25 protein-coding genes and 2 pseudogenes are annotated in these 24,260 nt (G+C 71.4%); 9 read left to right on the top strand and 18 right to left on the bottom strand.

Features of this window, described 5'->3' with window-relative positions; all coding sequences use genetic code 11:
- The first annotated feature begins 262 nt into the window (after nt 1-262).
- Entirely contained in the window at nt 263-571 is a 309-nt protein-coding gene (locus BCD49_RS43285) for a hypothetical protein (RefSeq protein WP_131803600.1), read from the top strand.
- 39 nt (nt 572-610) lie between these two features.
- On the opposite strand, the pseudogene BCD49_RS46575 reads toward BCD49_RS43285, so the two are convergent.
- Nucleotides 611-796, bottom strand: a pseudogene (locus BCD49_RS46575) (flavodoxin); the annotation flags it as partial.
- Nucleotides 797-863: 67 nt separating this feature from the next.
- Nucleotides 864-1,952: an aromatic ring-hydroxylating oxygenase subunit alpha gene (locus BCD49_RS32100; RefSeq protein ID WP_007511982.1), complete on the bottom strand. Its 1,089-nt coding sequence runs from the start codon at nt 1,950-1,952 to the stop codon at nt 864-866.
- A 133-nt stretch (nt 1,953-2,085) separates the two neighbouring features.
- On the opposite strand from BCD49_RS32100, the gene BCD49_RS32095 reads away from it, so the two are divergent.
- Nucleotides 2,086-3,237 carry a sigma-70 family RNA polymerase sigma factor gene (locus BCD49_RS32095; RefSeq protein ID WP_083401827.1) on the top strand — a complete coding sequence of 384 codons (1,152 nt, stop codon included), beginning with the start codon at nt 2,086-2,088 and terminating at the stop codon, nt 3,235-3,237.
- Here BCD49_RS32095 and BCD49_RS32090 read toward each other — a convergent pair.
- The 3 genes from BCD49_RS32090 to BCD49_RS32080 form a co-directional block, all read right to left on the bottom strand.
- Nucleotides 3,148-3,639: an STAS domain-containing protein gene (locus BCD49_RS32090; protein WP_007511985.1), complete on the bottom strand. Its 492-nt coding sequence runs from the start codon at nt 3,637-3,639 to the stop codon at nt 3,148-3,150. The two genes, BCD49_RS32095 and BCD49_RS32090, sit on opposite strands and share 90 nt — an antisense overlap.
- Nucleotides 3,640-3,795: 156 nt before the next feature.
- Nucleotides 3,796-4,374, bottom strand: a complete 579-nt coding sequence (locus BCD49_RS32085; protein ID WP_035924855.1) for a hypothetical protein — start codon at nt 4,372-4,374, stop codon at nt 3,796-3,798.
- Between the two features lie 27 nt (nt 4,375-4,401).
- Entirely contained in the window at nt 4,402-5,529 is a 1,128-nt protein-coding gene (locus tag BCD49_RS32080) for an NAD(P)H-dependent amine dehydrogenase family protein (protein ID WP_071042266.1), read from the bottom strand.
- A gap of 250 nt (nt 5,530-5,779) precedes the next feature.
- Between BCD49_RS32080 and BCD49_RS32075 the strand changes: the two genes are divergently transcribed.
- Both BCD49_RS32075 and BCD49_RS32070 read left to right on the top strand, forming a co-directional pair.
- Nucleotides 5,780-7,510, top strand: a complete 1,731-nt coding sequence (locus BCD49_RS32075) for an N-acyl-D-amino-acid deacylase family protein (RefSeq protein WP_007511991.1) — start codon at nt 5,780-5,782, stop codon at nt 7,508-7,510.
- Between the two features lie 106 nt (nt 7,511-7,616).
- Nucleotides 7,617-8,174 carry a TetR/AcrR family transcriptional regulator gene (locus BCD49_RS32070; protein WP_007511993.1) on the top strand — a complete coding sequence of 186 codons (558 nt, stop codon included), beginning with the start codon at nt 7,617-7,619 and terminating at the stop codon, nt 8,172-8,174.
- On the opposite strand, the gene BCD49_RS32065 is transcribed toward BCD49_RS32070, so the two are convergent.
- The 3 genes from BCD49_RS32065 to BCD49_RS32055 all read right to left on the bottom strand — a co-directional run bounded on the left by BCD49_RS32065 (nt 8,158) and on the right by BCD49_RS32055 (nt 12,733).
- The gene (locus BCD49_RS32065) at nt 8,158-10,473 is read right to left on the bottom strand and encodes a molybdopterin-dependent oxidoreductase (RefSeq protein WP_007511995.1); all 2,316 of its coding nucleotides are present in this window, start codon (nt 10,471-10,473) and stop codon (nt 8,158-8,160) included. The two genes, BCD49_RS32070 and BCD49_RS32065, sit on opposite strands and share 17 nt — an antisense overlap.
- A gap of 182 nt (nt 10,474-10,655) precedes the next feature.
- Nucleotides 10,656-11,336, bottom strand: coding sequence for a potassium channel family protein (locus tag BCD49_RS32060; protein ID WP_198939473.1), 681 nt, complete (start codon nt 11,334-11,336; stop codon nt 10,656-10,658).
- 65 nt (nt 11,337-11,401) lie between these two features.
- A complete protein-coding gene (locus BCD49_RS32055; protein WP_007511998.1) occupies nt 11,402-12,733 on the bottom strand; it encodes a TrkH family potassium uptake protein in 1,332 nt (443 codons plus the stop codon).
- Here BCD49_RS32055 and BCD49_RS41280 point away from each other — a divergent pair.
- Nucleotides 12,710-13,555, top strand: a complete 846-nt coding sequence (locus BCD49_RS41280) for a condensation domain-containing protein (RefSeq protein ID WP_083401834.1) — start codon at nt 12,710-12,712, stop codon at nt 13,553-13,555. The genes BCD49_RS32055 and BCD49_RS41280 overlap by 24 nt on opposite strands.
- On the opposite strand, the gene BCD49_RS32045 is transcribed toward BCD49_RS41280, so the two are convergent.
- From BCD49_RS32045 to BCD49_RS32010, 8 genes and pseudogenes are all read right to left on the bottom strand, one after another.
- On the bottom strand, nt 13,524-14,564 hold the full coding sequence (locus BCD49_RS32045; RefSeq protein WP_007512000.1) for an LLM class F420-dependent oxidoreductase: 1,041 nt from the start codon (nt 14,562-14,564) through the stop codon (nt 13,524-13,526). The two genes, BCD49_RS41280 and BCD49_RS32045, sit on opposite strands and share 32 nt — an antisense overlap.
- A gap of 242 nt (nt 14,565-14,806) precedes the next feature.
- Nucleotides 14,807-15,205, bottom strand: coding sequence for a hypothetical protein (locus BCD49_RS32040; RefSeq protein WP_007512001.1), 399 nt, complete (start codon nt 15,203-15,205; stop codon nt 14,807-14,809).
- A gap of 110 nt (nt 15,206-15,315) precedes the next feature.
- Nucleotides 15,316-15,933, bottom strand: a complete 618-nt coding sequence (locus tag BCD49_RS32035) for a LysE family translocator (protein WP_007512002.1) — start codon at nt 15,931-15,933, stop codon at nt 15,316-15,318.
- Between the two features lie 51 nt (nt 15,934-15,984).
- Nucleotides 15,985-16,578 (bottom strand): annotated as a pseudogene (locus BCD49_RS46570) (TIGR03086 family metal-binding protein).
- Between the two features lie 70 nt (nt 16,579-16,648).
- Nucleotides 16,649-17,131, bottom strand: coding sequence for an SRPBCC family protein (locus tag BCD49_RS32025; protein ID WP_007512005.1), 483 nt, complete (start codon nt 17,129-17,131; stop codon nt 16,649-16,651).
- Nucleotides 17,131-17,514, bottom strand: coding sequence for an ArsR/SmtB family transcription factor (locus tag BCD49_RS32020; RefSeq protein WP_007512006.1), 384 nt, complete (start codon nt 17,512-17,514; stop codon nt 17,131-17,133). Before BCD49_RS32020 ends, BCD49_RS32025 begins: the two co-directional genes overlap by 1 nt.
- A gap of 214 nt (nt 17,515-17,728) precedes the next feature.
- Nucleotides 17,729-18,400: a response regulator transcription factor gene (locus BCD49_RS32015; protein WP_007512007.1), complete on the bottom strand. Its 672-nt coding sequence runs from the start codon at nt 18,398-18,400 to the stop codon at nt 17,729-17,731.
- The gene (locus BCD49_RS32010; protein WP_007512009.1) at nt 18,397-19,578 is read right to left on the bottom strand and encodes a sensor histidine kinase; all 1,182 of its coding nucleotides are present in this window, start codon (nt 19,576-19,578) and stop codon (nt 18,397-18,399) included. Before BCD49_RS32010 ends, BCD49_RS32015 begins: the two co-directional genes overlap by 4 nt.
- A 114-nt stretch (nt 19,579-19,692) precedes the next feature.
- Here BCD49_RS32010 and BCD49_RS32005 point away from each other — a divergent pair, with 114 nt between their 5' ends.
- Nucleotides 19,693-20,448, top strand: a complete 756-nt coding sequence (locus tag BCD49_RS32005; RefSeq protein ID WP_027140668.1) for an ABC transporter ATP-binding protein — start codon at nt 19,693-19,695, stop codon at nt 20,446-20,448.
- Nucleotides 20,445-21,278 carry an ABC transporter permease gene (locus BCD49_RS32000; RefSeq protein ID WP_007512011.1) on the top strand — a complete coding sequence of 278 codons (834 nt, stop codon included), beginning with the start codon at nt 20,445-20,447 and terminating at the stop codon, nt 21,276-21,278. The genes BCD49_RS32005 and BCD49_RS32000 overlap by 4 nt, the downstream gene beginning before the upstream one ends.
- Before the next feature lie 5 nt (nt 21,279-21,283).
- Here BCD49_RS32000 and BCD49_RS31995 read toward each other — a convergent pair whose 3' ends face one another.
- Nucleotides 21,284-21,982 carry a vWA domain-containing protein gene (locus tag BCD49_RS31995; protein WP_007512012.1) on the bottom strand — a complete coding sequence of 233 codons (699 nt, stop codon included), beginning with the start codon at nt 21,980-21,982 and terminating at the stop codon, nt 21,284-21,286.
- Nucleotides 21,983-22,314: 332 nt separating this feature from the next.
- On the opposite strand from BCD49_RS31995, the gene BCD49_RS31990 reads away from it, so the two are divergent.
- The gene (locus BCD49_RS31990) at nt 22,315-23,061 is read left to right on the top strand and encodes a CoA transferase subunit A (RefSeq protein WP_071042253.1); all 747 of its coding nucleotides are present in this window, start codon (nt 22,315-22,317) and stop codon (nt 23,059-23,061) included.
- Nucleotides 23,058-23,699, top strand: a complete 642-nt coding sequence (locus BCD49_RS31985; RefSeq protein ID WP_007512014.1) for a CoA transferase subunit B — start codon at nt 23,058-23,060, stop codon at nt 23,697-23,699. Before BCD49_RS31990 ends, BCD49_RS31985 begins: the two co-directional genes overlap by 4 nt.
- 148 nt (nt 23,700-23,847) lie before the next feature.
- Here the strand turns inward: BCD49_RS31985 and BCD49_RS31980 are convergent.
- Nucleotides 23,848-24,260 (bottom strand): hypothetical protein (locus BCD49_RS31980; RefSeq protein ID WP_131803599.1); only part of this gene is annotated, 413 nt, incomplete at its 5' end.

Here is a 24,260-nt window from a genome sequence, read left to right as displayed (position 1 = left end):
GCTGGTTCAACACGGCTGGCCCGTGCGTCAAGGACGCGTAGTTAGGTCGTGGTGGGGGTCGTCAAGTCGGTTGTTTGTGGCCGCCGTCGTGGCGCCCAGCTCCCAAGCTGCCCCTCGGTCGGTTTGCCCGAGATTGTCCACCAGGGTGCGGGATGCCTACCTTTGTTATTCTGGACAGATGTCTTCAGAAGTCGGTTGCGGCGAGTGCACAGACGACGACGCGGCCGTCGCGTGGGAACGGTCTCACGGTCTCATGGTCGTCGTGAGCATCGCCGACGAGTCTCACTTCTTCGGCTCGGTGCGTCGCTGTCGTTCGTGCGGTCAGAACTACGCGTCGATTTTCTGCGAGACCGTCGACTGGGTCGACAGCGATGATCCACAGTACCAGCTGCTGATCCCTGTGACCGCGACTGAGGTGCGGTCGCTCGCCGAGGCGGGTGAATATGATGTCGAGGCGGCGCTTGAGGATCTTTCGCCCGAACGCTATCTCTTCAGCGGGCGAGGAAAAGGTGAAATAGAGTGGTCGAAGCACTGGGCAAGAGGCCAGGTCACCGTGCCGCGTCATGACTGATTTCCACGCGCTCATCGGGCCCGGAGGCCTGGGGCGGCGCGTGCCAGTTACCGTCAACGGGTCCTGCGGACGCTTCCACTTCAGACCCGTCGTGATCGTCTCAATGCTACGGACCGCGCCAGTGGTATCAGAGCCACCGTGAACGTAGAGAGCGTGCGGCCGACCGACGGTTGCTTTCAGGTAGGGACAATAGGCCTGATCGAAGAAGTGCTTGAGTGGACTAACTAGGTAGCCAACGTCGGGGCGGGTGTCGCCGCGCCGCGCGGGTGTCGCCGCGCGGCAGCGGCGGTGGTCAGCCGGCGAAGCCGAGGTCGCGCAGGGCTTTGCGGTAGGCGAGGCCGAGGGCGTCGAAGGCGCGGTGTACCTCGGTGGCGGCGAACACCCTGGTGGGCCGTTGGGATTCGACGATGGTCTTGTCGGGTGCCCAGATCCTGTCCTCGACGGCCTGCAGGCCAGCGCCGTCCACCGGGCCGTTCCCGTAGACCGCCGGGTCGAAGGCGGCCATCCAGTACAGCCGTAGCGTCGTCGCCGAGGTGGGCGCGCACACGGAGAACAGCACGCTGCGCGGCCCGCTCGCGCCGCCGAGCCAGACGGCGAACGGCAGTTCGATCCGGTACTGGAAGAGCGTCTCGCCGACGGGGCGGCGCCCGTCGGGGCCCGGCTCGGCGACGGGGTTCACGCTCGGGTAGCGATAGTCCGCCTCCACGGTCCAGGCTGTGCGGCGCACCGGGTACGGATCGACGGCGAGCGCCTCCCCGTTGCCGAACGTGTCCGTGTGCAGGACCGAGAAGTGCCCGACGTCGCAGAAGTTCTCGACCTGGCGGGCGGCCTGGCCGGCCCAGTCCTGGACCGTGCCGACGTAGTGCGGCCAGCCCAGGTCCTCGATCTCCGGGAAGCGTGGCCGTGGCCGCGCCTCGTCCGCCTCGTCGGCGAGGCAGGCCCAGACGAGCCCCGCTGCCTCGGCGACCCGCACCGGCCGGGCGGCGATGAGGTCCGGGACGCGCTGGCCCGGCTGCTGGGGGATGTCGACGCACCGACCGGCGCCGTCGAAGGCCCAGGCATGGTACGAGCAGCGCAGCCGGCCATCGGCGTCGATCTCACCGCTGGACAGCGGCACGCTCCGGTGCGGGCACCGGTCCACCAGCGCGGCGACGGTGCCCGGGCCGGCCGAGCCGGAGGTGGGCCGGCGCCACAGGACCAGCTCGACGCCGAGCAGCAGGGCGCGCACGGGGGCCGCGCCGACGTCCGACGATCGGGCCACCGGGTGCCAGTACCGCGCCGACGCCGCGAGGAACGCCGCGTCGAGCGCCGCGTCCTGGTCGGGGCGGTTGGCGGTGGCGGTGGTGGCGGCGACGAGGGGGGCGGAGTCGACGACGGTCACCAGCGGACCCTAGGCCGGGCCCGTTGCGGCCATGTTGCCTGCGCGCAAGCGAACGGGGTCCGCGACCCGGGCCGGGCGTGTCCGGCTGGACCGCCCTAGCGGTTTTGTCGGACCCAGGGTGCATCATCGGGCTATGACGCAGGGCACGTCTGGACCTACCGGCACTGGATCTACCGGCACACAGGTTGCCGGCACGCTCGTGGCCGGCACGCCGGTGGGCAGCCGCGCGGAGCTGGAAGAGCGGATGGCCGGCCACCGCTCCGAGCTCACCGGCTACTGCTACCGGATGCTCGGCTCGCCGTTCGAGGCGGAGGACGCCGTGCAGGAGACGATGATCCGGGCGTGGCGCAGCCTGGACCGGTTCGAGGGCCGCGCGTCGCTACGGACCTGGCTGTACCGGATCGCGACGAACGTCTGCTCGGACCACGCCGCCGGTCGGGCGCGGCGGGCCCGGCCGATCGACCTCACCGGCCCGTCCGGCCCGGCGGACGCGCTGCCCGCGCCGCTGCCGGAGGCGACCTGGATCGTGCCGGCGCCCGACGCGGCGGTGTTCTCCGGCGCCGCGGCCGGCGCCGGAGGCCCGGCCGACCCGGCGGAGCTGGCCGTCGCGCGCGACTCGGTGCGCCTTGCCCTCGTCGTCGCGCTGCAGCGGCTCGCGCCACGCCAGCGGGCCGTGCTGATCCTGCGCGAGGTGCTCGGCTGGTCGGCGGCCGAGACCGCGGAGCTGCTCGACACCACCGTCGCCTCGGTCAACAGCGCCCTGCAGCGGGCCCGCGCCACCCTCGCGGCCTCGCCCGCCGCCGAGACCGACCAGCTGCGCCCCGCGGACGAGGAGCAGCGTTCGCTGCTGGCCCGCTACGTCGCCGCGTTCGAGAGCTACGACATGGAGGCGCTCACCGCGCTGCTGCACGAGGACGCGACCATGACCATGCCGCCGCTGGAGCTCTGGCTGCGCGGCCCGGTCGACATCGCCGAGTTCATGCTCGGCACCGGCTCCGCCTGCCGGAACTCCCGGCTGGTGCCGACCGTCGCCAACGGCAGCCCGGCCTTCGGCCAGTACCACCTGCTGGCGCCGGGCGAGGCCGAGCACTACACCGCGGTCCACGCGGCCGTCACCGGGTCCGAGGTCTCCCCACTGCCGGACGGCGCGGGCGAGGACAGCTACGTCCCGTGGTCGCTGATCGTGCTCGAGCTCTCAGAAGGCAGGATCGTCGAGGTCAACCACTTCCTGGACACCGACCGGCTGTTCCCGCTGTTCGGCCTCCCGCCGTTCCTCGAGGGCTGAGCCGGCCGCGACGGGCTCGGCCGGCACGCTGTCCGTCGCCAGCACGCCGGCCAGGCCCGTCAGCTCGAGCACGAGCGACAGCCGCGGCTGGACCCCGTCCAGCCGGAAACCGCGGCCCAGCCGGCGGGCGGTGAGCCGCAGCCGGGCGAGGACGTTGACGGTCGCCAGCGTCGGGATCCGTACGGCGGTCACGTCGCAGACCACCGTGCGCGCCCACGGGGCGGCCAGCAGCGCCGCGGCGAGGGATTCACAGCGGGACTGGCCGAGCTCCGCGGTGGCGCGCTGGCCCGAGATGGGGTCGAACCGCCACCGGAGCTCGTCCGCCGGGGGAGCGGCGGTGCCCGCCGGCCGGGGTGTTCCCGCCGGCTGGGCTCCGCCCACCCGTTCCTCGCACCTGCCCACGCGTTGGCCTCCGGATCCATCGGGACACCGACGGTCGCGGCGGCCCGACGTACTGACTGCCCGGCGGGGCGTGACTCATCGCGGCGGCCTCGGCGGACAGCCCGGATGTGCCGGATGTGCCGCCCGGAGTGGCGTGGTGGCGCGTGGCGGCGGCGGTCAGGAGCGGACGGGCAGGCCCACGCGGTCGGGGACGACACGGTCGATGCCGTCGAGGAGCCGCTCCGAGGGTTCCGGCCACCAGCGTCCGGCGGGCAGGGCCACCAGGGCACGGCGCAGCTCGCGGGCGTCCGAACGAATCGGAACCACCCGCGCCGGCGCGGCGGCGGCGAGCACACCGAGGTACCAGTGCCTTCGGGTCGGCGGCCAGCCGTCCGGATCGAGCAGCACCAGGCTGTCGGGCATGTCGGCCTCGCCGCGGCGGAACCGGGCGACGGCCGCGCTCACGGCGACCTCCAGGTCGCCCACCTGGCCGGCCTCGTCGTAGCGGGCGACCCAGGCGGCGGCGACCTCGGCGAGCGGGTCCGCGTCGTGCACCACGTAGGGCGTGGCGACGGCGCGGCACTCCTGCCAGGCCGCCGCCGCCCGCGCGCCGGGCGGCAGGGTGTCGTCAGGGAGCACGACGGTCACGTTCGTCGCGCTGGCCAGCGGGGCCACGACCGAGCGGGTGATCCTGTCCGGCGTGGCCGCGGGGTCCGGCCCGACGACGCAGACCACAGTCGAGGAAAGCCGATGCACACCGCGACGCTACGCCGCGGCGGCGCCTCACCGGGAGGTCTGGCCGCTGACCTGACCAGTTCGCGGGCGGGCCGCGATGTTCCGGCCGGCGATGCTGCGACCCGCGATGTTGCGGCCGGCGACGAGAGACACGTCCGCCGCGCCGAGCAGCCCTGGCCTCGCCGCGCAGACGGTGGGGATCGCGTTGACGGCGCGCATCGCGGTCGCGGTCAGGCCGTTGTCGGACTCCGGCGGATCGAACACGAGCTCGCACCGCATGGTGGGGCTGCCGACGATCTCCACGCGGTAGGCGAGGGTGTCGCCGGCGGTGCCGTGCGGCCATTGCGGTGCGACGTCGTCGGCCATGCGGTTGACGTGCTCGAGGACGACGAGGCGCCTGCCGTCGAGCATTCCGCGCACCTCGAACCGGACCCCGGCCGTGCTGCCGGCGGGCAGCGTGCCGATCGCGGTGTCCAGGTCGCGGTCGAGCACGGCGCGTTCGTAGTCGGTCTCGATCGCGTCGAGCCGCACCTGGAGCACGTCGGCGATCGCATCGACCACACCCCGCCAGGCGCCGGCGAGGATCGCCGGGTCGGCCAGGAAGCAGCCGAAGTCCGTCGCCTCGCCGAACCCGAACGCGAACCGGAGAGTGTTGGCGTCCGGGTAGTCGGAGTAATCGGCGATCTCCTGGATCCTGATCGACCTGATCTCGTCGCAGGCCGCCAGCAGGGCCATCGGCAGGATGTCGCTGGCGAAGCCCGGCTCGATGCCGGTCGCGAAGAACGACGCCCCGCCCGCCGCCGCGGCGGCCGCCAGCGGGTCCCGCAGCGCGGGCTCGGCGGTAGGCGGATGCGTGAGCCCGGCGAAGGACGTGGTCACCACGTTCGTACCGGCCGAGAGGAAGGGCGCGACGTCGGTGACGGCGGTGCCGTCGAACGCCGCCGGGCCGAAGTAGGCGAGACAGTCCGCGCCCGCAGCGGCGAGGGCGGCCGCGTCATGGGTAGCGGTCACCCCGGTGGGATCCGGCAGGCCGCACAGCGCGGCGGYGTCCTGGCCGACCTTGTCCGCCGAGTGGACGTGGAGACCTACCAGCTCGAGATCTGGATGGTTGATGATGCCCCGAAGCCCGAGCCGGCCGGTCGGGCCGGTACCCCAGTGCACGACCCTGATCGTCACGGAACGCAACTCCCGCATAACGTCCGCATATTGCATACATTATTCGCTGTCGGGTGGAGGGGCAACGGGATCCGCGGGGTAACGGGATCCGCAGGGCGACGGGATGGGTGGGGCAGCGGGATGGGCGGGGTGGTGGGCGCGGGCGCGCTGGCCACGCCGCCGCGCCCACGCTCGGCGCCCTCGCCGTTTCGGTTGAAGGCCAAGATTTTTCTTTCTAGAGTAAGAAAAATCGCTCTTCGGGAGGTGGGCTGTGGCCCCGGACTTCGACCAGGTGATTCGCTGCGGGACCATCGTGGACGGCAGCGGTGGCGAGCTGTTCGAGGGCGATGTCGCGGTCGCGGGCGGCAGAATCGTCGCCGTCGGCCGCGTCGACGGCACCGGGCGGGAGGAGATCGACGCCCGGGGGCGACTGGTGACGCCCGGATTCGTCGACATCCACACCCACTACGACGGTCAGGTGACGTGGGAGCAGCGCCTGTCGCCGTCCTCGGGCCATGGCGTCACCACGGCGGTGATGGGCAACTGCGGTGTCGGGTTCGCTCCGTGCAGCCCTGAGAACCGGGCGCTGTTGGTCAAGGTGCTGGAGGGCGTCGAGGACATTCCCGAGATCGTCATGGCGGAGGGGCTGCCGTGGACGTGGGAGTCCTTCCCCGAGTACCTGTCGGTGCTGGCGGGACGCGCGGCGGACGTGGACTTCGCGGCGCAGGTCCCGCACGCGGCTGTCCGGGTGCATGTCATGGGGCGGCGGGGGGCCGACCGGGAGGCGGCCACCCCCGACGATCTCGACGAGATGACGCGGATCGTCGCCGAGGCGGTGACCGCCGGGGCGTTCGGGGTCAGTACGTCGCGCAGCATCGGCCACCGGACGCCGGATGGCCAGCTGGCGCCGACGGTGGGCGTCGAGGAGGCGGAGCTGCACGCGCTGGCGCGCGGCCTGCGCCAGGCCGGCGCCGGCGTTCTTCAGCTCATCGCCAGCCAGGGCGAGCACGACCCCCGTGCCGAGGTGGCCCTGTTCCGGCGGCTGACGGCGACGTCAGGCGGCCCGCTGTCCTTCACGCTCGTCACCACGCAACGCTTTCCGGAACACGCGGGGCTCTACCTCGAGGCGCTGTCGGCCGAGAACCGGGACGGCCTTCCTGAGATACGCGGCCAGGTGTTCCCGCGTCCGGTCGGCGTCGTGCTGGGACTGGATCTGTCCTTCCACCCCTTCGTCTTCAACCCGAGCTACCAGCAGATCGCCCACCTGCCGCTGGCGAAGCGCGTCGACGCGCTGCGCGATCCGGCACGCAGAGCACGGATCCTGTCCGAGCGGGCCGAGCACCCGAATCCCGTCTTCCAGTTCTTCGCCGGCCAGGACGCCAACCTCTACGTCATGGCCGAGGTGCCCGACTACGAGCCGGCACCGGACACGAGCGTGGGCGCGCTCGCGGCCGCCCGCGGCGTCAGCCCGCGAGAGCTGATCTACGACCTGATGGTCGACAGCGACGGGCTCGCGGCATTCCTGCTGCCGGCCGGCAACTACGCGGGGGACAGCCTGGAACCGGTGCGCCTGCTCATGCAGAATGCCCACACCATCATCGGGCTCGGCGACGGCGGAGCGCACTACGGCACGATCAGCGACGGCAGCTACCCGACGACGCTGTTGGCCCACTGGACCCGTGACCGCACCCGAGGCCCGAAAATCCCGTTGTCGGCGGCCGTGCGGATGCTGAGCCGGCCGAACGCCGAGGCGGTCGGTCTCCATGACCGTGGCCTGCTAGCACCGGGTCTCAAGGCCGACCTCAACGTCATCGACTACGACGCCCTCACGCTGCACCGGCCCGTCGCGGTCCGGGACCTGCCCTCCGGGGGACGACGGCTGGTGCAGAAGGCGGAGGGCTACGCCCTCACCATGGTCAACGGCGTCGTCACCTACCGTGATGGGCAGCCGACGGGTGCGCTCCCCGGAAGGCTGGTGCGCAATCCCGCTACCGTCACCTGACGTGGCCGAACGCCGAGCAGACCTCGAACGCCGGGCAGACCTCGAAGGTCGAGAAGGCCTGGAAGCCGGCGCGAACCTAGAAGCCGGTGCCAGCCGGACCGGGCCGGTGTCGCCTGGCCGGCGCGGCCGCCCGCGCAAGGTGACGGTCGACGACATCATCGACGCCGCCCTCGAGATCGGGCTCGACCAGGTGACCATCCGCAAGGTGGCCGACGCGCTCGGCATGACCGTGCCGGGAATCTCCTACCACGTGCGAACCCGCGAGGAGCTTCTCGCATTGGTCATGGCACGGGCCGTCGACACGTTGTTTGCGTCCGGCCCCGAGCCGGCCACGTCGTTCGACGAGACGGTCACGCGGTTCGCCGAGGGTCTGTTCGCCTGGTTCCGCGCGCATCCGATCCTGGTCACGCAGGTTGCGCAGGGCCGCATCCTGGAGGAGAACGTCGAACGGCATCTAGGGCGGTTGCTGCGGGCCGCGGGCCCGAGCGAGACGGACCGGGCTCGAGCCCTGGACGTCGTCTCCCAGGTGACGGCCGCCGTCATCGGCGCGGCCGTCCTCGATGCGGCCCAGGACTCGCGCGAGCGGGCCGGAAACCAGGAGCAGAAGCCGCCGCGTCCGGACCACTACGCCGCGGTCCGGACCGTGCTCACGGCACTGCTGTGACCTGCCCCGGCGCGGTCTGGCCCTGGGCGGTCTGACCCTGGGCGGTCGCGGGACGCACCTGGCAGGGCACCCCGTTGACCGCGATCGTGCCGCTCGGCACGTCCAGCACGTCGCCCGGGTTGAGCAGGTTGGAGTTGATGCCGGGGCGTCGGGCCGCCACGGACATCCGCGTGCCGGCCACGTCATGACCCCAGCCGTGCGGCAGGCTGACGACGCCGGGCATCATCTCGTCGCTGACCTCGACGGAGACGGTCAGCCGGCCCTCCACCGTCGACACCTCGGCCAGCTGGCCATCGGCCAGCCCGGCCCGCGTGGCGTCCCGCGGGTGGATGAGCAGGGTGCAGCGGTTCGTGCCCTTGTTCAGCGCCGACACGTTGTGCATCCACGAGTTGTTCGAGCGCAGGTGCCGACGGCTCGTCAGCACGAACTCCGGCTCGGCGCGGTCGAGCCGCGCGGCCAGGCGCGGGACATCCCGGGTGAGCAGGTCGTGCACCAGCTCGACCGTGCCGGACGGTGTGTCCAGTACCTCGGCGAGGCGGCCCTCGCCCAGCGGCCCGAACCAGACCCCGTCCGGGTGCCGCCGCACCTTCTCCAGCGTCCAGCCGTCCGGCCGCTCGCCGCAGCGGTCGCCGAACTCCCCGGCGCGCACGCTCAGATCGACCAGCCTGGCCGGCCCGCGGCCGTGCAACATGGGCAGGATCTCGGCCGGGTCGCGGCCCGCCAGCGGCTGCCCCGGCCGGGCGGCGACCCCGATGAGGCCGGCGGTGTACAGGTCGTCCAGCGCGGCGACGTCGACGTCGGGCGCCGGCGTACCGAGCACCGTGCCAGCGAGGCGCAGCAGGATCTCCCATTCGGCCGGCCGGTCGGCGGGGGCCGGGAGGACCGGGCCGTTCCACTTGAACGCGGACTCGACCGCGTACATCCAGTACAGGTCGTCGGCGTGGCCGCGCTCCAGCGGCGAGAGCCCCGGCAGGATCACGTGGGCGTGCCGCGTCGTCTCGTTGAGCCAGTTGTCCACCGCGATGAACGCGTCCAGCCTCGGCAGCGCCGCGTCCAGCCGGGCCGAGGCCGGCGCGGAGATGACCGGGTTGCCCGCCACGCTGATCAACGCCCGCAGCCGTCCCTCGCCAGGCGTGTCGATCTCCTCGGCGAGGCAGCTGACCGGGAACTGGCCGAACACCTCGGGCGCCTTGCGAACGCGGCTGGTGTAGCGGTGGAACTCCCAGCGCTCGCCCGTCTGGTCGGGCCTGCGGGCGAACCCGGGCCCCCACGCCGCCGACCGCGGGAAGCAGACGCCGCCGGGGGCGTCCAGCGACCCGAGCGCGACGTTGAGCACGAAGATCAACCAGGTGGCGAGCGTGCCGAACTCCTGCGTGCAGGTGCCGATCCGTCCGTAGATCGCGGGCGCTCGCGCGGCGGCGAGGTCCCGCGCCAGGCCGCGGATCCGCTCGGCGGGGATGCCGCAGGCGCGGGCGACCTGCTCTGGGGCGAAGGGGACGGCGAGCGCGAGCACCTCGTCGAGACCGCTGACCAGGCCGTCGAGGTGCGCCGGCCGGCGGACCAGGCCCTCCTCGGCCATCGTTCGCAGCAGGGCGAACAGCAGGAGCGCGTCGGTGCCCGGCCGGATCGGCAGCCACTCGCCGGCGGCGTCGGCGGTACCGGTGCGCCGCGGGTCGACGACGAGGACTCGGCCGCCGCGGCCGCGGATGGCCTGAAGCCGGCCGGTCATGTCCGGCGCGGACAGCATCGAGCCCTGTGATGCCGCCGGGTTCGCGCCGAGGATGACGAGGTGGTCGGTCCGGGCCAGGTCCGGCACCGGCCCGGCCCACATGCCGCCGAACAGCAGCGCGCTGACCAGGTTGAGCGGCCACTGGTCGACGGTGCCCGGCGTGTAGATCGCCTTCATGCCCACCGCGCTCGCCATGCCGACCAGTGCGCCGATGTACTTGACGAGATCGAGGTTGTGCGCGACCGGGTTGCCGACATAGACGGTCAGCGCGGCCGCGCCGTCCTCGTGCAGTACTGGGCGCAGCACCCGCTCGACCTCGGCCCAGGCCTCGTCCCAGCTGACGGGCCGGTGGGTGCCGTCGGCGCCCCTGACCATCGGCTGGCGCAGCCGGTCCGGGTCCTCGTACAGGTGCCCCAGCGCGGTGCCCTTCGGGCAGATGTAGCCGCGCGACCAGACATCGTCCGGGTTGCCCTTGATGCTCTTGACGCGGCCGTCGATGGTGGCTACCCGGAGTCCGCACATCGCCTCGCAGAGTGGGCAGGTGGCGCGATGTTCCACGACAGCACCCATGCCGCTCCTTCTCCCGGACCATCGCGTCCCAGGCCATCGTGCGGGCAACCGAGATCACTGCTTGATGGATAATGTATACGACTGTATGTGCGGATGTGGGCCGATGGCGTCGACCGAAGGAAAGGCGCGGTGGGTACCGACACGGCGGCGATTTCCACCGGGAAGCTCCGACGGGGAGAGCCTCAGGCGGGACGGGCGCCGGTGGTCGCGGCGAAGCGTTCGACCTCGTCGGTGTGGCCGGTCACGATGATCAGGTCGTCGCGGTCGAGGACCGTGTCGGCCACGACGTGGGTGAACTCGGTTCCGGGGCGCTTCACCCCGACGACCGTCACCCCGAACCGGGTGCGGGGCCTGGCGACGTCCATCGTCGCCCCGCAGATCGACCCGGGAGCGCGTAGCTTCGCGACCGCGAACCCCTTGTCGAACTCGACGAAGTCGATGAGCCGCCCGGAGAGCAGGTGCGCGACCCGCTCGCCGGCGTCGCGCTCGGGGTAGACGACGTGCGACGCGCCGATGCGTTCCAGAATCCGGCCGTGCTGGCGGGTGATCGCCTTCGCCCAGACCTCCGGGACGCCCAGGTCGAGCAGGGTGCCGGTGGCCAGCAGGCTCGCCTCGATATCGACGCCGATCGAGACCACGGCCCGGTTGAAGCCGTCGGCGCCCAGCTGGCGCAGCGCCACCTCGCTGGTCGCGTCCGCCTCGACGACGTGGGACAGCGTCCCCGACCACTCCTGGACGAGGCCACGGTMCGTGTCGACGGCGACGACGTCGTGTCCGAGCCGCTGCAACGACTCGGCGAGTGTGCTGCCGAACCGGCCCAGCCCGATGACCAGTACCGCGTTCGGGTGCATGTCCCGGCCCACGCCAGCCCCGCCTCCGCTCCCACCGCTCCCACAGCCACGCCGCCTACGCCACCCGCCCGGGTCGGTCAGCCCACGATCGGGCGTTCCTCGGGCAGCCGGTACAGCCGGCGCCGTTCCCGCAGCGCAAGCGCCGATGCCAGCGTAATCGGGCCGATCCGACCGATCAGCATCAGCGCGATCAGGACGTACTGGCCGAACGCCGAGAGCTCGCCGGTGATCCCGGTGGACAGGCCCGCCGTGCCGAACGCCGACGTCACCTCGAACAGCGTCTGGTCGAGGGTGTGCGGACTGGAGACGAGCAGGCACAGCGTGCCGGTGACGACAAGCGCGATTCCCAGCAGTGCCACCGCGACCGCCTGGCGCAGCGCGGCCGGCGACACCTGCCGGCCGAACGCGTCGACGGTGTCGTCGCCGCGCGCCTCCGCGACGATCGCGAAGAACAGGATCAGGAACGTCGTCACCTTGATGCCACCGGCGGTGCTGGCGCTGCCGCCGCCGATGAACATGAGGATGTCGGTGACGACCAGGGTCGCCGGCTGGACGGCGCCATAGTCGAACGTGTTGAACCCGGCGGTGCGGGCCGTGACGCTGCCGAAGAAACCGCCGAGCAGCTTGTCATCGGCGCCGAGCGGGCCGAGAGTCGCCGGGTTACGCCATTCCAGTGCGAGAATGGCCGCGATGCCGCCGACGAGCAGGATCCCGTAGCCCAGCAGCGTCACCTTGGTGTGCATCGACCATCGTCGGGGCGTGCGCAGCTCGTGGCGCAGCTCGAACAGCACCGGGAACCCCAGCCCGCCGAGAATCGCGGCCAGCCCGATCGTCACCACGACCACCGGGTCATCGGCGAAGGACATCAGATTGTCGCTGTACAGCGCGTACCCGGCGTTGTTGAACGCGGTGACCGCGTGGAAGACGCCGTGGTAGGCGGCGCGTCCCGCCGGCATCCCGTGCCCGAGCCATAGCCGAGCGAACAGCACCAGCGCCGCCGCGCCCTCGATGGCCAACGTGATCAGGGCGACGCCCCGGAGCAGCCGTCGGAGGTCGCCGATCCCGACCGTCTGGGTCTCGGTGGCGGCGAGCAGCCGGATCCGGACGCCCAGCCGGCGAGACACCAGCAGTCCCAGCAGTGACGCCGTCGTCATGAACCCCAGCCCGCCGAGCTGGATCGCGGCCAGGACGACGACCTCACCGAACGTCGACCAGTGGGTCGGGGTGTCGACGATCGCGAGYGCGCCGCAGCTCGCGCCGGTCGCGGAGAACAGCGCCTGCAGGAACGTCGTGTGCTGCCCGGCCTCGGCCGACAACGGCAGGCGCAGCAGCAGCGTGACCACGCCGACGGTCGTCAGGAACGCCGCCGCCGTGAGCTTCAGCGGATGGCCGAGACGCGTCGTGAGCACCCGGCCAAGCCCACCTCCTCGCCGTCGCCGCGGCTCCGGCGTCACCAGCGACGACTCGTCACCGTCCACGCGAGGGCCGAGAGGAACCCGAGGGTGCGCCAGGCGGTCGACGGGGCGCGGGACGTCCGGCGACCGCGCATCGACCGGGTGGTCGTCGGGCAGGCGGTTGCCGACGGGTCCCGACGGCGGACCACTCACCGTCACCCCTGCTCCCTACGCCCGCGTCACGTCTGCCTGTCTACCTGCCCACTGACTACTGCTTACCGCCTCGAATCCTGCCAGGCCGCCGGAACCTGGCATCGTCGTGCTGTGCCCGTTGATCCGGCCGGCTACAACCACGCGGTGGTCGTGGATGTGTTCGGTGCCCTGAGCGCTGACGCGCTGCGCTCCGCGCTCGCGGCGGTGACCGCGCGCCACGAGGCACTGCGTACCGTCGTCGAGGTCGCCGACGGCCGTCCGCGCCCGCGGGTCGTCCCGACCCCGCCGCCCACGGTCGAATGGGCCGACATGACCGACATCGCGCGGATGGACGGGCTGGACGGACAGGGCATGACCTACGCGGTCCGCAGCAGGGTTGATCGCGCGTTCGACCTGGCCGGCGAACGGCCACTCCGAGTGACCGTCTTCCGGATCGATGACGGCTTCCACCGGCTACTCCTGGTGCTCCAGCTGGTGCCGCGCCACGACGCGACGAACGACGCGGCGCACGAGTGGTCCGACGGCCCGCTGCTCGCCGACCTCGCCGCCGCCTACGCCGCCCGCGTCGCCCACGCCGGGCCGAGCGCCGCGGTCAGCTGGTCCAGGCGCGGAGCTGCTCGATGAGGGCGAGCCGGGAGCGGTGGTCGCCGGCGAGCGGGGTGACGGTGAGGGTGGTCGCGCCGGCCTCGGCATAGGCGGCGAGGCGCTCGCGGACGTGGCCCTCGGGGCCGATCAGGGCGTTGGCGCGCAGCAGCTCCTCGGGGACCGCGGCCTCGGCTTCCTTCTTCTTCCCGGCGAGGTAGAGGTCCTGGATGAGGGCTGCCTCCTTCTCGTAGCCGTAGCGCTGGGCGAGGCTGTTGTAGAAGTTGCGGCCCTTGGCGCCCATCCCGCCGATGTAGAGCGCGAACATCGGCCGCATCAGGTCGAGCAGTTCGTCGGTGCCCTCGCCGATGGCCAACGGCGCGCCGACGACGACGTCGAGCGGGCCGAGTGCCGGGTCGCGCCGCGCCCCGCCCGCGGCGAGCGGCGCCCCCCAGACGTCACGCGCCCGCTCCGGGTGGAAGAAGAACGGCTGCCAGCCCTCGGCGAGCTCCGCGGCCAGTTCCACGTTCTTCGGGCCGATGGCGGCGATGAAGATCGGGATGCGCTCGCGTACCGGATGGTTGATGAGCTTCAGCGGCTTCCCGAGGCCGGTGCCCCGGTCGGCCGGCAGCGGCAGTGTGTAGTGCTTGCCCTGGTACTCGACCCGCTCGCGGCGCCACACCGCCCGGCAGATCTCGATGATCTCGCGGGTGCGGCCCAGGGGAGCGTCGTAGGGGACACCGTGGAAGCCCTCGATGACCTGCGGGCCGGAGGAGCCAAGCCCGAGGGTGAACCGGCCGCCGGAGACGTAGTCCAGCCCCGCGGCGGTCATCGCGGTCAGCGTCGGCGTGCGGGTGTAGATCGGCAGGATGCCGGAGGCGAGCTGGACATGCTCCGTCCGCGCGGCGAGGAAGCCGAGCTGGCTCACCGCGTCGAACGAGTACGCCTCGGGCACGAAGACGATGTCCAGCCCGGCCTTCTCGTAGTCACCGAGCTCCGCGGCCGTCTCGGTGAACCCGCCGCTGTAGGCCAGCTGCATCCCGATCCGCATCCGCCCCGCCTCCCGCCCTCGTCACCGCGCGCCGTGCGCCCCACGTCGTGTCGTGGGTCACCGTACCGGCCGCCCGCGGGACAGTCCCCCGGACACCTGGGAGGCCGGGCGTCCTGTCAGACGTCAGGGGCGCGACGAGCACCCTTCCCTACCCCTGGCGTCTGACAGGACGCGCCGCGGCGTCGGACAGGATGAGCGCGCGACCGCACGCAGGCCCAGGACGAACGCCGCCGGGCACAGCACTAGGTTGTGATCTTGTAGTTCTCCAGTGGCAGCGTGAGCGCGGCCTCGTCCTGCCCCCGCACGATGATCGTCCCATCCTCGGCGAAGGTCACGGACTTCTCGAACGAGCCCGGGAGGTCGTATCTGAGGTAGGTGAACGGGCTGGCGTAGGCCGTCACACGAGGGGCGGTGGACGCGCCCTTCCGGTGGAGCACCCCCAACTCGCCGTGTTCCGAGCCGTCGTCGCGGAGTTGCACGCAGTAGCCTTCGCCCTTGCCGGCCAAAGAGGGGTCACACACCTCGGCCACGATCCGGGGTGTCCGATGATCCCCCGCGATGGAGAAAAGGACGACCCCGAGAAGCGTCAAGGCGACGCCGACAACGAGCCCCGCCGCACCGATGCCGACCAGCCTTCTCATGCCGCCATCCTGCATCTGGTGCCTCGGGGGTGGGCCAGACCCCTCAACCCTTCTGGGTCCCGAACCTCGTGCGACCAGGATCGGATCGGATTGGATCGGCGGCTGTCGCGTCAGGGCTCGACGGCGAGGCGGACGCCGAAGGCGATCAGGACGAGGCCGGTGACGCGGTCCACCCAGCGCCGGACCGGGCCGTCGGACAGCCAGCGCCTCACCGGTCCCGACAGAGCGAGCAGCGTGAGGTAGTAGAGGGCTGCCAGCGCGACGAAGATCCCGCCCAGCAGCAGCGACGTCGCGGCCACCGGGGCGCCCTCGGGGATGAAGCCCGGCATGAAGGTCATGAAGAAGACCCCGACCTTGGGGTTCAGCAGGTCGGTCAACAGGCCCGAGGTGAAGCCGCTTCCGATCAGGCCCCGGCGAGGCTCGGCCGCCGCGCCGGGGTCGCCGTGGGACCTTGCCCGCAGCGTGGTCAGACCCATCCAGCCGAGATAGATCGCGCCGACGATGCGCAGCGCGAGGTACCCGTCGTGGCTTGCCGTCAGCAGCGCGGACAGCCCCAGCGACGCGGCGACCACCCAGATCGACAGGCCGGTCATGGCGCCGAGCGAAGCCCGCAGGCCGAGCCGGCGCCCGCCGTTCATCAGGTTGCGCACCACGACCAGCGTGTCCGGCCCCGGCAGCAGCACGACGAGCACKGACGCGACCGTGAAGGTGGTAACCGCGACGAGCATCCATCGAGACTAGGACGCCGGCGTACCCGGCGAAACCGCGTTTGCCAAGCCTTACGGTGCCGTGCCTGACGGCGCGAAGAACGGGTCGCGGCCGATGAACCCGAGCATCCGGGTCTGGGCGTCCGACCCATCCGGGACCGGCACGCGCGGTCCGTACTGCCCGGACGACCGGATCACGTCCTCCATGCCCGCCATCCCGTCCAGCAGGACGGCGCACAGCCCTGGGTCGAGACGGCTGTCCTGGCCGGTGGCCCTGGCCAGGTCCCAGGTGTGCATGAAGACGTCGACCGTCTAGAACTGGTCGACCGCGGCCGGGAGCGGGATCTCGCCGATGTGCGGGTTGCGCAGTATCCGGTCCGCCGTCGCCGGATCGTCGAGCAGGGCCTGCACGGCGCCCGCGTGTACGCGCCAGGCCTCGACCGGGTCGTCGTCCACCGACGGTCCGTGGGCGAGCTCGATCCCCGTTCCAGCCGCGAGGAAGGCCGGGAACCACTCGCACAGGTGGTGGACGACGTCGCGTGCCCGCCACTCGGCCACGGGGGACTGCGCGTCCCAGTCGGCGGTGCCGAGCACCCGGTCGGTGAACGTCGCCGCGATGTGCCGGTGGCGTTCGGCCGGCCGGTCGGCGAGCGCGACGAGGTCCACGAGGTCGTCGGGGCTCGCGAGGCCCACAAGGCCGGCGGGTGAACCGCCGATGCCCTGCTCGCGGCTCGTCTCAGGCATCGCCGGCGGCCAGGAGCGCGTCCAGCTTGGCGTAGCCCTGTTCGATGCCGACCTCCATGCCGCTGCTGACGAAGGCGTCGCGACCTTCGAAGCTGTCGACGAGGGACTGGGCGTGCAGCCGGGTGCGGCCGTCGCCGAGGTCCTCGAACCACAGGGTCTCGAGCGCGACGCTGTCGGGCACACCCTCGTAGGTGAACGTCTGCACGAGCCGGTCGGGGCGGATCTCGTGGAACGAGCCGTGGAAGGCGAACTCGGCGCCGTCCCGGTGGGCGACGTAACGCCAGCTACCGCCGGTGCGGGCGTCCCAGTAGTCGATGCGGTTGTCCATGCCGTCGGGGCCGGCCCAGCGGGCGAACAGCTCCGGATCGGTGTGCGCCCGGAACAACTGTGCCGGGGTCGCGGCGAAGTCCCGGGTGATCCGGACCAGCGGCACGTTCTGGTCGGCCTCGATGCTGACAGATTTCGTGGTGGTCATCAGGCGCTCTCCCTGTTCTGCGTGGCGTTGCCTGTGCGGGTGTCGTTCTCGTTCGTGTTCTCGTCGTCGTCCATGGCGGCGAGGACGGCGTCGAGGCGGCGGTAGCGCTGCTCGGCCTGGCGGCGGTACCGCTCCAGCCAGGCCGTCGCCAGGTCGAAGACCTGCGCCTCCAGGTGCACCGGGCTGCGGTGGGTGCCGTCCGCGCGGCTGACGAGGCCCGCCTGCTCCAGCACCTTGAGATGCTTGGACACCGCCTGCACGGAGACCGTGTAGGGCGCGGCCAGCTCTCCGACCGTGGCGTCCCCATCGGTCAGCCGCGCGACCAGGTCCCGCCGCGTCGGGTCGGCGAGTGCCGCGAACACCTGGGACAGCTGGTCCACCATTCCCTCGACTCCTCAGCTCCCTCAATTCCTCAACCAACCGGTTGATGAGAAGACTAGGGCGGTCGACCTTCGACGTCAACCATCTGGTTGAGGTACGCGTGTCGAGGGTCGGTGTGAGGGGTTGTCGAGCGCGGGGTGGCCGTCGGCGGCGCGCACAGGGCACGCTGGGGAATTCGTTGGTCAGCGGTCCATAACGGAGGGCCGGCGAGGCTGTCTACGGGGCGCCGGGGTGGATGAGCCCGGACTCGTAGGCGGCAATGACGGCCTGGGTACGGTCACGCGCCGCGAGCTTGGTGAGGATGCTGCTGACGTGTGTCTTGACGGTCTCGTTGGCGATGTAGAGCCGAGCGGCGATCTCGGGGTTGGAATGGCCGGCGGCGAGCATGCGCAGGACGTCGGTCTCACGCGCGGTGAGTTGGCTGAGCCGGTCGGGTCGGACGCGGGGCCGGACGCGGACGAACTCGTCGATGAGGCGCCGGGTGATGTCGGGGGTGAGGAGGGCATCGCCGCGGGCAACGACGCGTACGGCGTCGAACAGGGTCGTGGCCGGTACGTCCTTGAGGAGGAACCCACTGGCTCCCGCGGAGAGCGCGTCGTAGACGTACTCGTCGAGGTCGAACGTCGTGAGAACGATCACCCGGGGCGCGGGTGCGAGCGTGGTCGTGATGGCGCGGGTGGCGGCGATGCCGTCGAGGACGGGCATGCGGACGTCCATCAGGACGATGTCGGGGCGATGTGCGGCCGCGGTTCGGATCGCGTCCTGTCCGTCGCGTGCGGTACCGACGACGACGATGTCGTCGCGGGTCGCCAGCAGGGCGGAGAAACCGGCCCGGACGATTCCATCGTCGTCGGCGACGAGCACCCGGATTGGTGCTGGCGCGGTCATCGGTTCCGGTGGAGGGGTAGCTCCGCGACGACCTCGAACCCACCGTCGGTCCTGTGCCCGTGGCGCAGGGTCCCACCCACGGCGTCGACCCGTTCACGCATGCCGACCAGTCCGAGTCCGGCGCTGTCGGCGGGCCCGGCCAGGTTCGGAGCGCCGTTGCTGATCATCAGGCGGAGCAGGCGCGGCGTGTAGGCAATCGCGAGGTCGACGTCGGCGCCGGGAGCGTGGCGACGGGCGTTCGTGAGGGCTTCCTGGATCACCCGGTAGGAGACGAGGTCGGTGCCGGCGGGGAGCGGGGATGGGCTGCCGCTCACGGTGACGGTGACCACCGTGCCCAGGACGCGGGTGGCCTCGATCAGCGCGGAGAGCTGGTCGAGGCCCGGGCGGGGTGCGCGAGCCGGTTCGGGCGGGCTGGCCGCGGCGCCGTCGCGGGGTGCGGCGGGGGAACGGATCACCGTAAGGATGTGTCGCATCTCGGCGAGCGCGTCGCGGGCGGACTCGCCGATCGCGGCGAGTCGCGTGCCGGCGAGCTCAGGCAGGTCAGGCGTCGTGTAGCGGGCGGTCTCGGCCTGGATCGCGATGTGCGAGATGTGGTGGGCGACGACGTCGTGCAGTTCCCGCGCGATCGCCGCGCGGTCGACCAGGATCGAGCGCTCGCGCAGCGTGGACGTATGGGCGACGGCGAGCGCCTCGTGTTCCGCGATGATCGCGTTTCGGTTCCTCAGGAGCCGGCCGAAACCGAGCGCCGCGGTCACGACGGCGAGCAGCAGGTAGCCGGCGGCTCCCGGCTCGGCGGAGTTGAACGGCGTCACGGCGTTGACGAGGAACAACGCGCCGATCACACAGGTGTCGATCGCCGTCAGCCGGTAGGCGGCCACCGCGCACACGATCATGAGGCCTGCCCCGGCGGCGACCGGGATTGGCTGGGCCTCCGGGAAAAGGAAGCCCAACGCCGCGGCCACGGCGATCGCTGCCGCCGTGCGCGGGAGGCGAACGACGAAGCCGAGGGGCACGGCGATCACGATGGATGTCAGGAACCGGTCGTCGAGGCCCACCTGGGCCGCTGCCGCGACCAGGAGCGTTCCCGCGGCGCCGATCCATGCCCATGGCATCGCCAGAATGCCGACCAGCGTGCCCTCGACGCGGCCAACGATCGTCGGGCGGACTCGTGTGCTCATCGCCGACCAGTCTGTCTGGCCAGCCGGTGATCCCGCATCGCTCGCTCGGGGGAGGCGGACAACCGCTCCCGTGGGGGATCCGCCACCGACGTGGCCGTCCCTACCGTCCCGGCCATGCGATCGAACCTTCCACAAACCGGCCTGACATTTGAGGCGCTGACGAAACGGTTCGGCACCGTGGTCGCGCTCGATGACGTCACGTTCACGGTGCCGCCAGGGACAGTCACCGCTCTCGTCGGCCCGAACGGCTCTGGCAAGACGACCTCGATGCGCATCGCGCTCGGGCTGGCCAGCCCGAGCGCGGGCCGGGTACTGGTCGGGGGYCAGCTTTACCGGCACCTCGATGCCCCGCTCACCCGGATCGGCTCGCTGCTCGACGCCACCGCCGTGAACCCCGGCCTGACCGGCCGCACCCATCTGCGCTGGCTGGCGGCGGCGGGTGGCATCTGCGCGGCCCGAGTCGACGCGCTCCTCGAAGAGGTCGGTCTCGGCACCGCCGCCCGCCGCCGGGTCGGCGGATATTCGCTCGGTATGAAGCAGCGGCTCGGCGTTGCCGCGGCCCTTCTTGGCGACCCACCGATTCTCATGCTCGACGAACCGATGAATGGACTCGACCCGGAAGGCATGGTCTGGTTTCGCCGGTTGGCGAGGAGCCTCCGCGACGAAGGCCGGGCTGTTCTCGTCTCCTCGCACCTGATGCGCGAACTCGAAGGCATCGCCGACCGCGTCGTCGTGATCCACCGCGGTCGCATCGCCGCCGACGCCAGCATCGCCTCGCTGCTGACGGGCAGCCCCGACGCCGCCGACCGTCCCAGTCTCGAAGACGTCTACCTGCGAGTCGTCACGTCACCCGAGGAGGTCCGTCCATGACCCCGAACTCCATGACCCCGAACTCCGCGACGCCTCACCGTCCCGGGACCGTCCGGACTCGTCCCAGGGTCGTCCGGGCGGAATGGATCAAGACCGTCGGCAGCCGCGGCATGCTCACCGCGATGGGCCTGCTCGCCGCACTCCCGGTCGCGTTCTCCGCGCTCGTCGTCGCCAACACCCCCTCCACCGACCCGCCCGGCGTACCCGGCGACGACGACATCGTCGCCAACACCCTCGTAGGCGTGCTCGTCGGCGTCATCATCGCCGCGGTCGTCGGCGCGACAGCGATCGGCAACGAGGAACGCTCAGGCATGATCTCGACCAGCTACACCGCGACCCCGCGTCGCCACCGGGTGATCCTCGCCAAGGCGTCCGTCGCCGCCGCGATCACCCTCGTCATCGGCATCGCCTCGTCCTGGGCCTCCTATCTCGTGGCCCGCCCGCTCCAACGAGGTCAGGGTTATGTCGCCCCCAGCTACCCCGAACCCGACCTGTTCAGCGGGCCATCCCTGCGTGCGATCGTCGGCACCGGACTACTGACCGCCTTGATCGCCGTCTACGCCGTCGGCATCACCGCGATCGTGCGGCGTACCTCGGTCGCGATTCCGGTCGTCGTCGCGACGCTCCTGCTACCTGGCCTGCTCGCCAGCAGCGACCGCATACAGGAGTTCGCACAGCGCTGGACACCGTTCGGCGGCTTCTCCATCCAACACACCGTGCAACGCCCCGACTACTTTGCCGGCCCCTGGCACGGCCTGGCCGTCGCCGCGGCCTACACCGCCGTCGCCCTCGCGGCCGCCGTCTCACTTGCTCATCGCCGTGACAGCTGACGGGGTCACAGACGATGGGCGATTGTTGAGATGATCTCTTCGATGTAGACGTCGTCGAGGCCGTGGCCGGCGCGGGAACGGGCGTGCAGCGTGTTGTCCCAGGTCTCGGAGATGCCGGTCCAGGGAGAGTCGTCGGGGGCGAACAGCACCAGGTGCTTCGCCGACGGGTCCATCAGCGCGGATGTGCTGTCCTCGTGGCCCCACTGGTCGAACAGCGCGTCGAAGTCCTTGGCGATGTTCTTGGGGTAGTGGGCGGTGGCCTTGGACCGGTGCAAGCCGAGCGGGTGTGCCGGCGCGTCGGTGAACATGACGATGACGTGATGGGCGCGGGGCAGCTCGCGCTCCCAGGACGCCTGGATCGCCAGCGCCAGCGCCTCCAACGCCGACTCCGGYGCGTCGCCACCACCGGTCGCGCGCAGCGCCCGCACGAACTTCTGGAACTGTTTCGCCTCCTTCGGGAGCATGAAGAACTCCGACTCCGCGATGGCGTCGTCCGCCCGGTCCCCGAAGTCCCGGAAGGCGATGACCTTCAGCCGTAGTTGGCCCAGGGACTTGCCCTTCGCCGCGACCGTGTCGGCGAGGCGGTTGTGGAACGTCAGGGCGTCGTTCTTCACCGTCTCGATGATCGAGGACATGCTGCCGGTCACGTCGATGCACAGCACGATGTCGACGGCGTACGGCGGGTTTTCCCGCGGGCGGCTCATGCTCCGGAACCCCTCCTCGCGGGACGGCGGTCCGGGAAGGATGTCGAGAGCCGCCCCAGGGGACATGCTGACCCCGCGGCGGCGTCGCCCAGCGCGGAGTGTCGCGAAGTTGATCCGCTCCCGAGCGGCGGGGTGGGCGGGCGCGATCAGCGGGTGGGCTGGGACGATCGACGGGACGGGCTGGGACGAACAGTGACGAGGTCGAGCCGGCCGGCGCTGGACGGGTCCAGATCGGCACCACTAACCTGACGACGGTTAGCGGGCGCTAACTGGTGGGCTGTCGTCGGGCAGGATGGTCTGACCTGGTGGGCGACTCGGGAGGCGGGTGAGCGGTGGACAAGGTGGTGGCGGTCGCGGCCGACGCGGTGGCGGGCATCGGCGATGGCGCGTCGTTGGCGGTCGGCGGCTTCGGGTTGTGCGGTATTCCGAGTGTGCTGATCCAGGCGCTTCTGGATGCCGGCGTGACCGGGCTGCGGACGGTCAGCAACAACTGCGGTGTGGACGGCTGGGGCCTGGGCATGCTGCTGCGCGCCGGCCGGATCGCGCGGACCACCGGGTCCTACGTCGGGGAGAACAAGGAGTTCGAGCGGCAGTTCCTCGCCGGCGAGCTCGAGGTCGAGCTCGTCCCGCAGGGGACGCTCGCCGAGCGGCTGCGTGCCGGCGGCGCGGGCATCCCAGCCTTCTACACCCCGGCGGGCGTCGGCACCCAGATCGCCGACGGTGGCCTTCCGCTGCGCTACGACGGCAAGGGCGGTATCGCGCTCGCCTCCGAACCCAAGGAGACCCGCGTCTTCGACGACACGGAGTACGTGCTGGAGCGGGCGATCGTCTGCGACTTCGCGCTGGTCCACGCCTGGAAGRGCGACCGGCACGGCAACCTGATCTACCGGGAGAGCGCGGCGAACTTCAACCCGCTGTGCGCCTCCGCCGGCAGGATCACCGTCGCCGAGGTCGAGGAGCTCTACGAGCCGGGCGAGCTGGACCCGGCCGAGGTGCACACTCCCGGCATCTTCGTCCAGCGTGTCCTGCACGCGCCCGGCGTCGAGAAGCGCATCGAGAAGAGGACGGTGACGGCATGAGCCGCACGCGCGCCCAGCTGGCCGCACGCGTCGCCCAGGAGCTTTCCGACGGCCAGTACGTGAACCTCGGGATCGGGCTGCCGACGCTCGTCCCGAACTACCTTCCGCCGGGCGTCACCGTCGTCCTGCACAGCGAGAACGGCGTCCTCGGCGTCGGGCCCTACCCGACCGAGGACGCCGTCGACCCGGATCTCATCAACGCCGGCAAGGAGACGGTCACCGTCCTGCCCGGAGCGGCGTACTTCGACTCGTCGGCCTCGTTCTCGATGATCCGCGGCGGCCATGTCGACGTGGCCGTGCTCGGCGCGATGCAGGTCGCGGCCAGCGGCGACCTGGCCAACTGGATGATCCCGGGCAAGATGGTCAAGGGCATGGGCGGCGCGATGGACCTCGTCCACGGCGCCCGCCGGGTCATCGTCATGATGGAGCACACCGCCAAGGACGGCAGCCACAAGCTCGTCGAGACCTGCACCCTGCCACTCACCGGCAAGGCCTGCGTCCACCGCGTCATCACCGACCTCGCCGTGCTCGACGTAGTCCCCGGCACCGGCTTCGTCCTGCGCGAGCTCGCGCCCGACGTCACGGTCGACGAGGTCCGCAAGGCCACCGGCCCGGACATCACCGTCGCCTTGGACTGAGATCGCTTACCAGGGCGCACTCCATGGGTCATTGAATCTCGCGTTCGGCCGGTCTGGAAGGTCGTGCGCCTGGCCGGCTTCGCTGCCGTAAAGCCGGCCAGGCGACCATCCGGCGCCGGCCGCTTCATTTGCTCCCTACTGCCAGCATTCATCCTTCTGCCGACGGCGGCGGAATCGCCCTCAGACCCTCGACATACGGGTCGAGCTCTCCCGGGCCGAACCGACAGAGGCGTAGCTGCCACCAGAAATCGCCGTCGACCTCGCCCTCGGCCGTGTAGCTCCCGTCCGGCCAGAGCGTGGCCCAGCCACCGTTCCTCAGGCCGAGAAGAATGGCACGCAGCTGCCCATTCGCGAGCTCCCAGAGCCGGCAGGTGYCGTCGCGACTGATGCTCGTGGCGGTAAGGCCGTCCGGGGATATCTGTACGTCGGTGACGTCGTCGAAATGTCCGTGCAGAACGTGTCGGGTGGTGCCCGTGGTGGTGTCGCAGATGCGGATGGTTCCGTCGATGCCCGCGGTGGCGAGGTGGATGCCGTCGGGGGAGTAGGAGACGGCCCGAATCC

Source organism: Pseudofrankia sp. EUN1h (assembly GCF_001854645.1).
Classification (GTDB): Bacteria; Actinomycetota; Actinomycetes; order Frankiales; family Frankiaceae; genus Pseudofrankia; species Pseudofrankia saprophytica.
This window is presented reverse-complemented; position numbering and strand designations above follow the sequence as displayed.

Coding starts and splice junctions, on each gene's coding strand:
- BCD49_RS32025 (WP_007512005.1), bottom strand. CDS start 17,131: ATGACCACCACGAAATCTGTCAGCATCGAGGCCGACCAGAACGTGCCG.
- BCD49_RS32095 (WP_083401827.1), top strand. CDS start 2,086: ATGACGCAGGGCACGTCTGGACCTACCGGCACTGGATCTACCGGCACA.
- BCD49_RS31985 (WP_007512014.1), top strand. CDS start 23,058: ATGAGCCGCACGCGCGCCCAGCTGGCCGCACGCGTCGCCCAGGAGCTT.
- BCD49_RS32020 (WP_007512006.1), bottom strand. CDS start 17,514: ATGGTGGACCAGCTGTCCCAGGTGTTCGCGGCACTCGCCGACCCGACG.
- BCD49_RS41280 (WP_083401834.1), top strand. CDS start 12,710: ATGGCCGAGACGCGTCGTGAGCACCCGGCCAAGCCCACCTCCTCGCCG.
- BCD49_RS32015 (WP_007512007.1), bottom strand. CDS start 18,400: ATGACCGCGCCAGCACCAATCCGGGTGCTCGTCGCCGACGACGATGGA.
- BCD49_RS32000 (WP_007512011.1), top strand. CDS start 20,445: ATGACCCCGAACTCCATGACCCCGAACTCCGCGACGCCTCACCGTCCC.
- BCD49_RS32040 (WP_007512001.1), bottom strand. CDS start 15,205: ATGAGAAGGCTGGTCGGCATCGGTGCGGCGGGGCTCGTTGTCGGCGTC.
- BCD49_RS32010 (WP_007512009.1), bottom strand. CDS start 19,578: ATGAGCACACGAGTCCGCCCGACGATCGTTGGCCGCGTCGAGGGCACG.
- BCD49_RS32045 (WP_007512000.1), bottom strand. CDS start 14,564: ATGCGGATCGGGATGCAGCTGGCCTACAGCGGCGGGTTCACCGAGACG.
- BCD49_RS32065 (WP_007511995.1), bottom strand. CDS start 10,473: ATGGGTGCTGTCGTGGAACATCGCGCCACCTGCCCACTCTGCGAGGCG.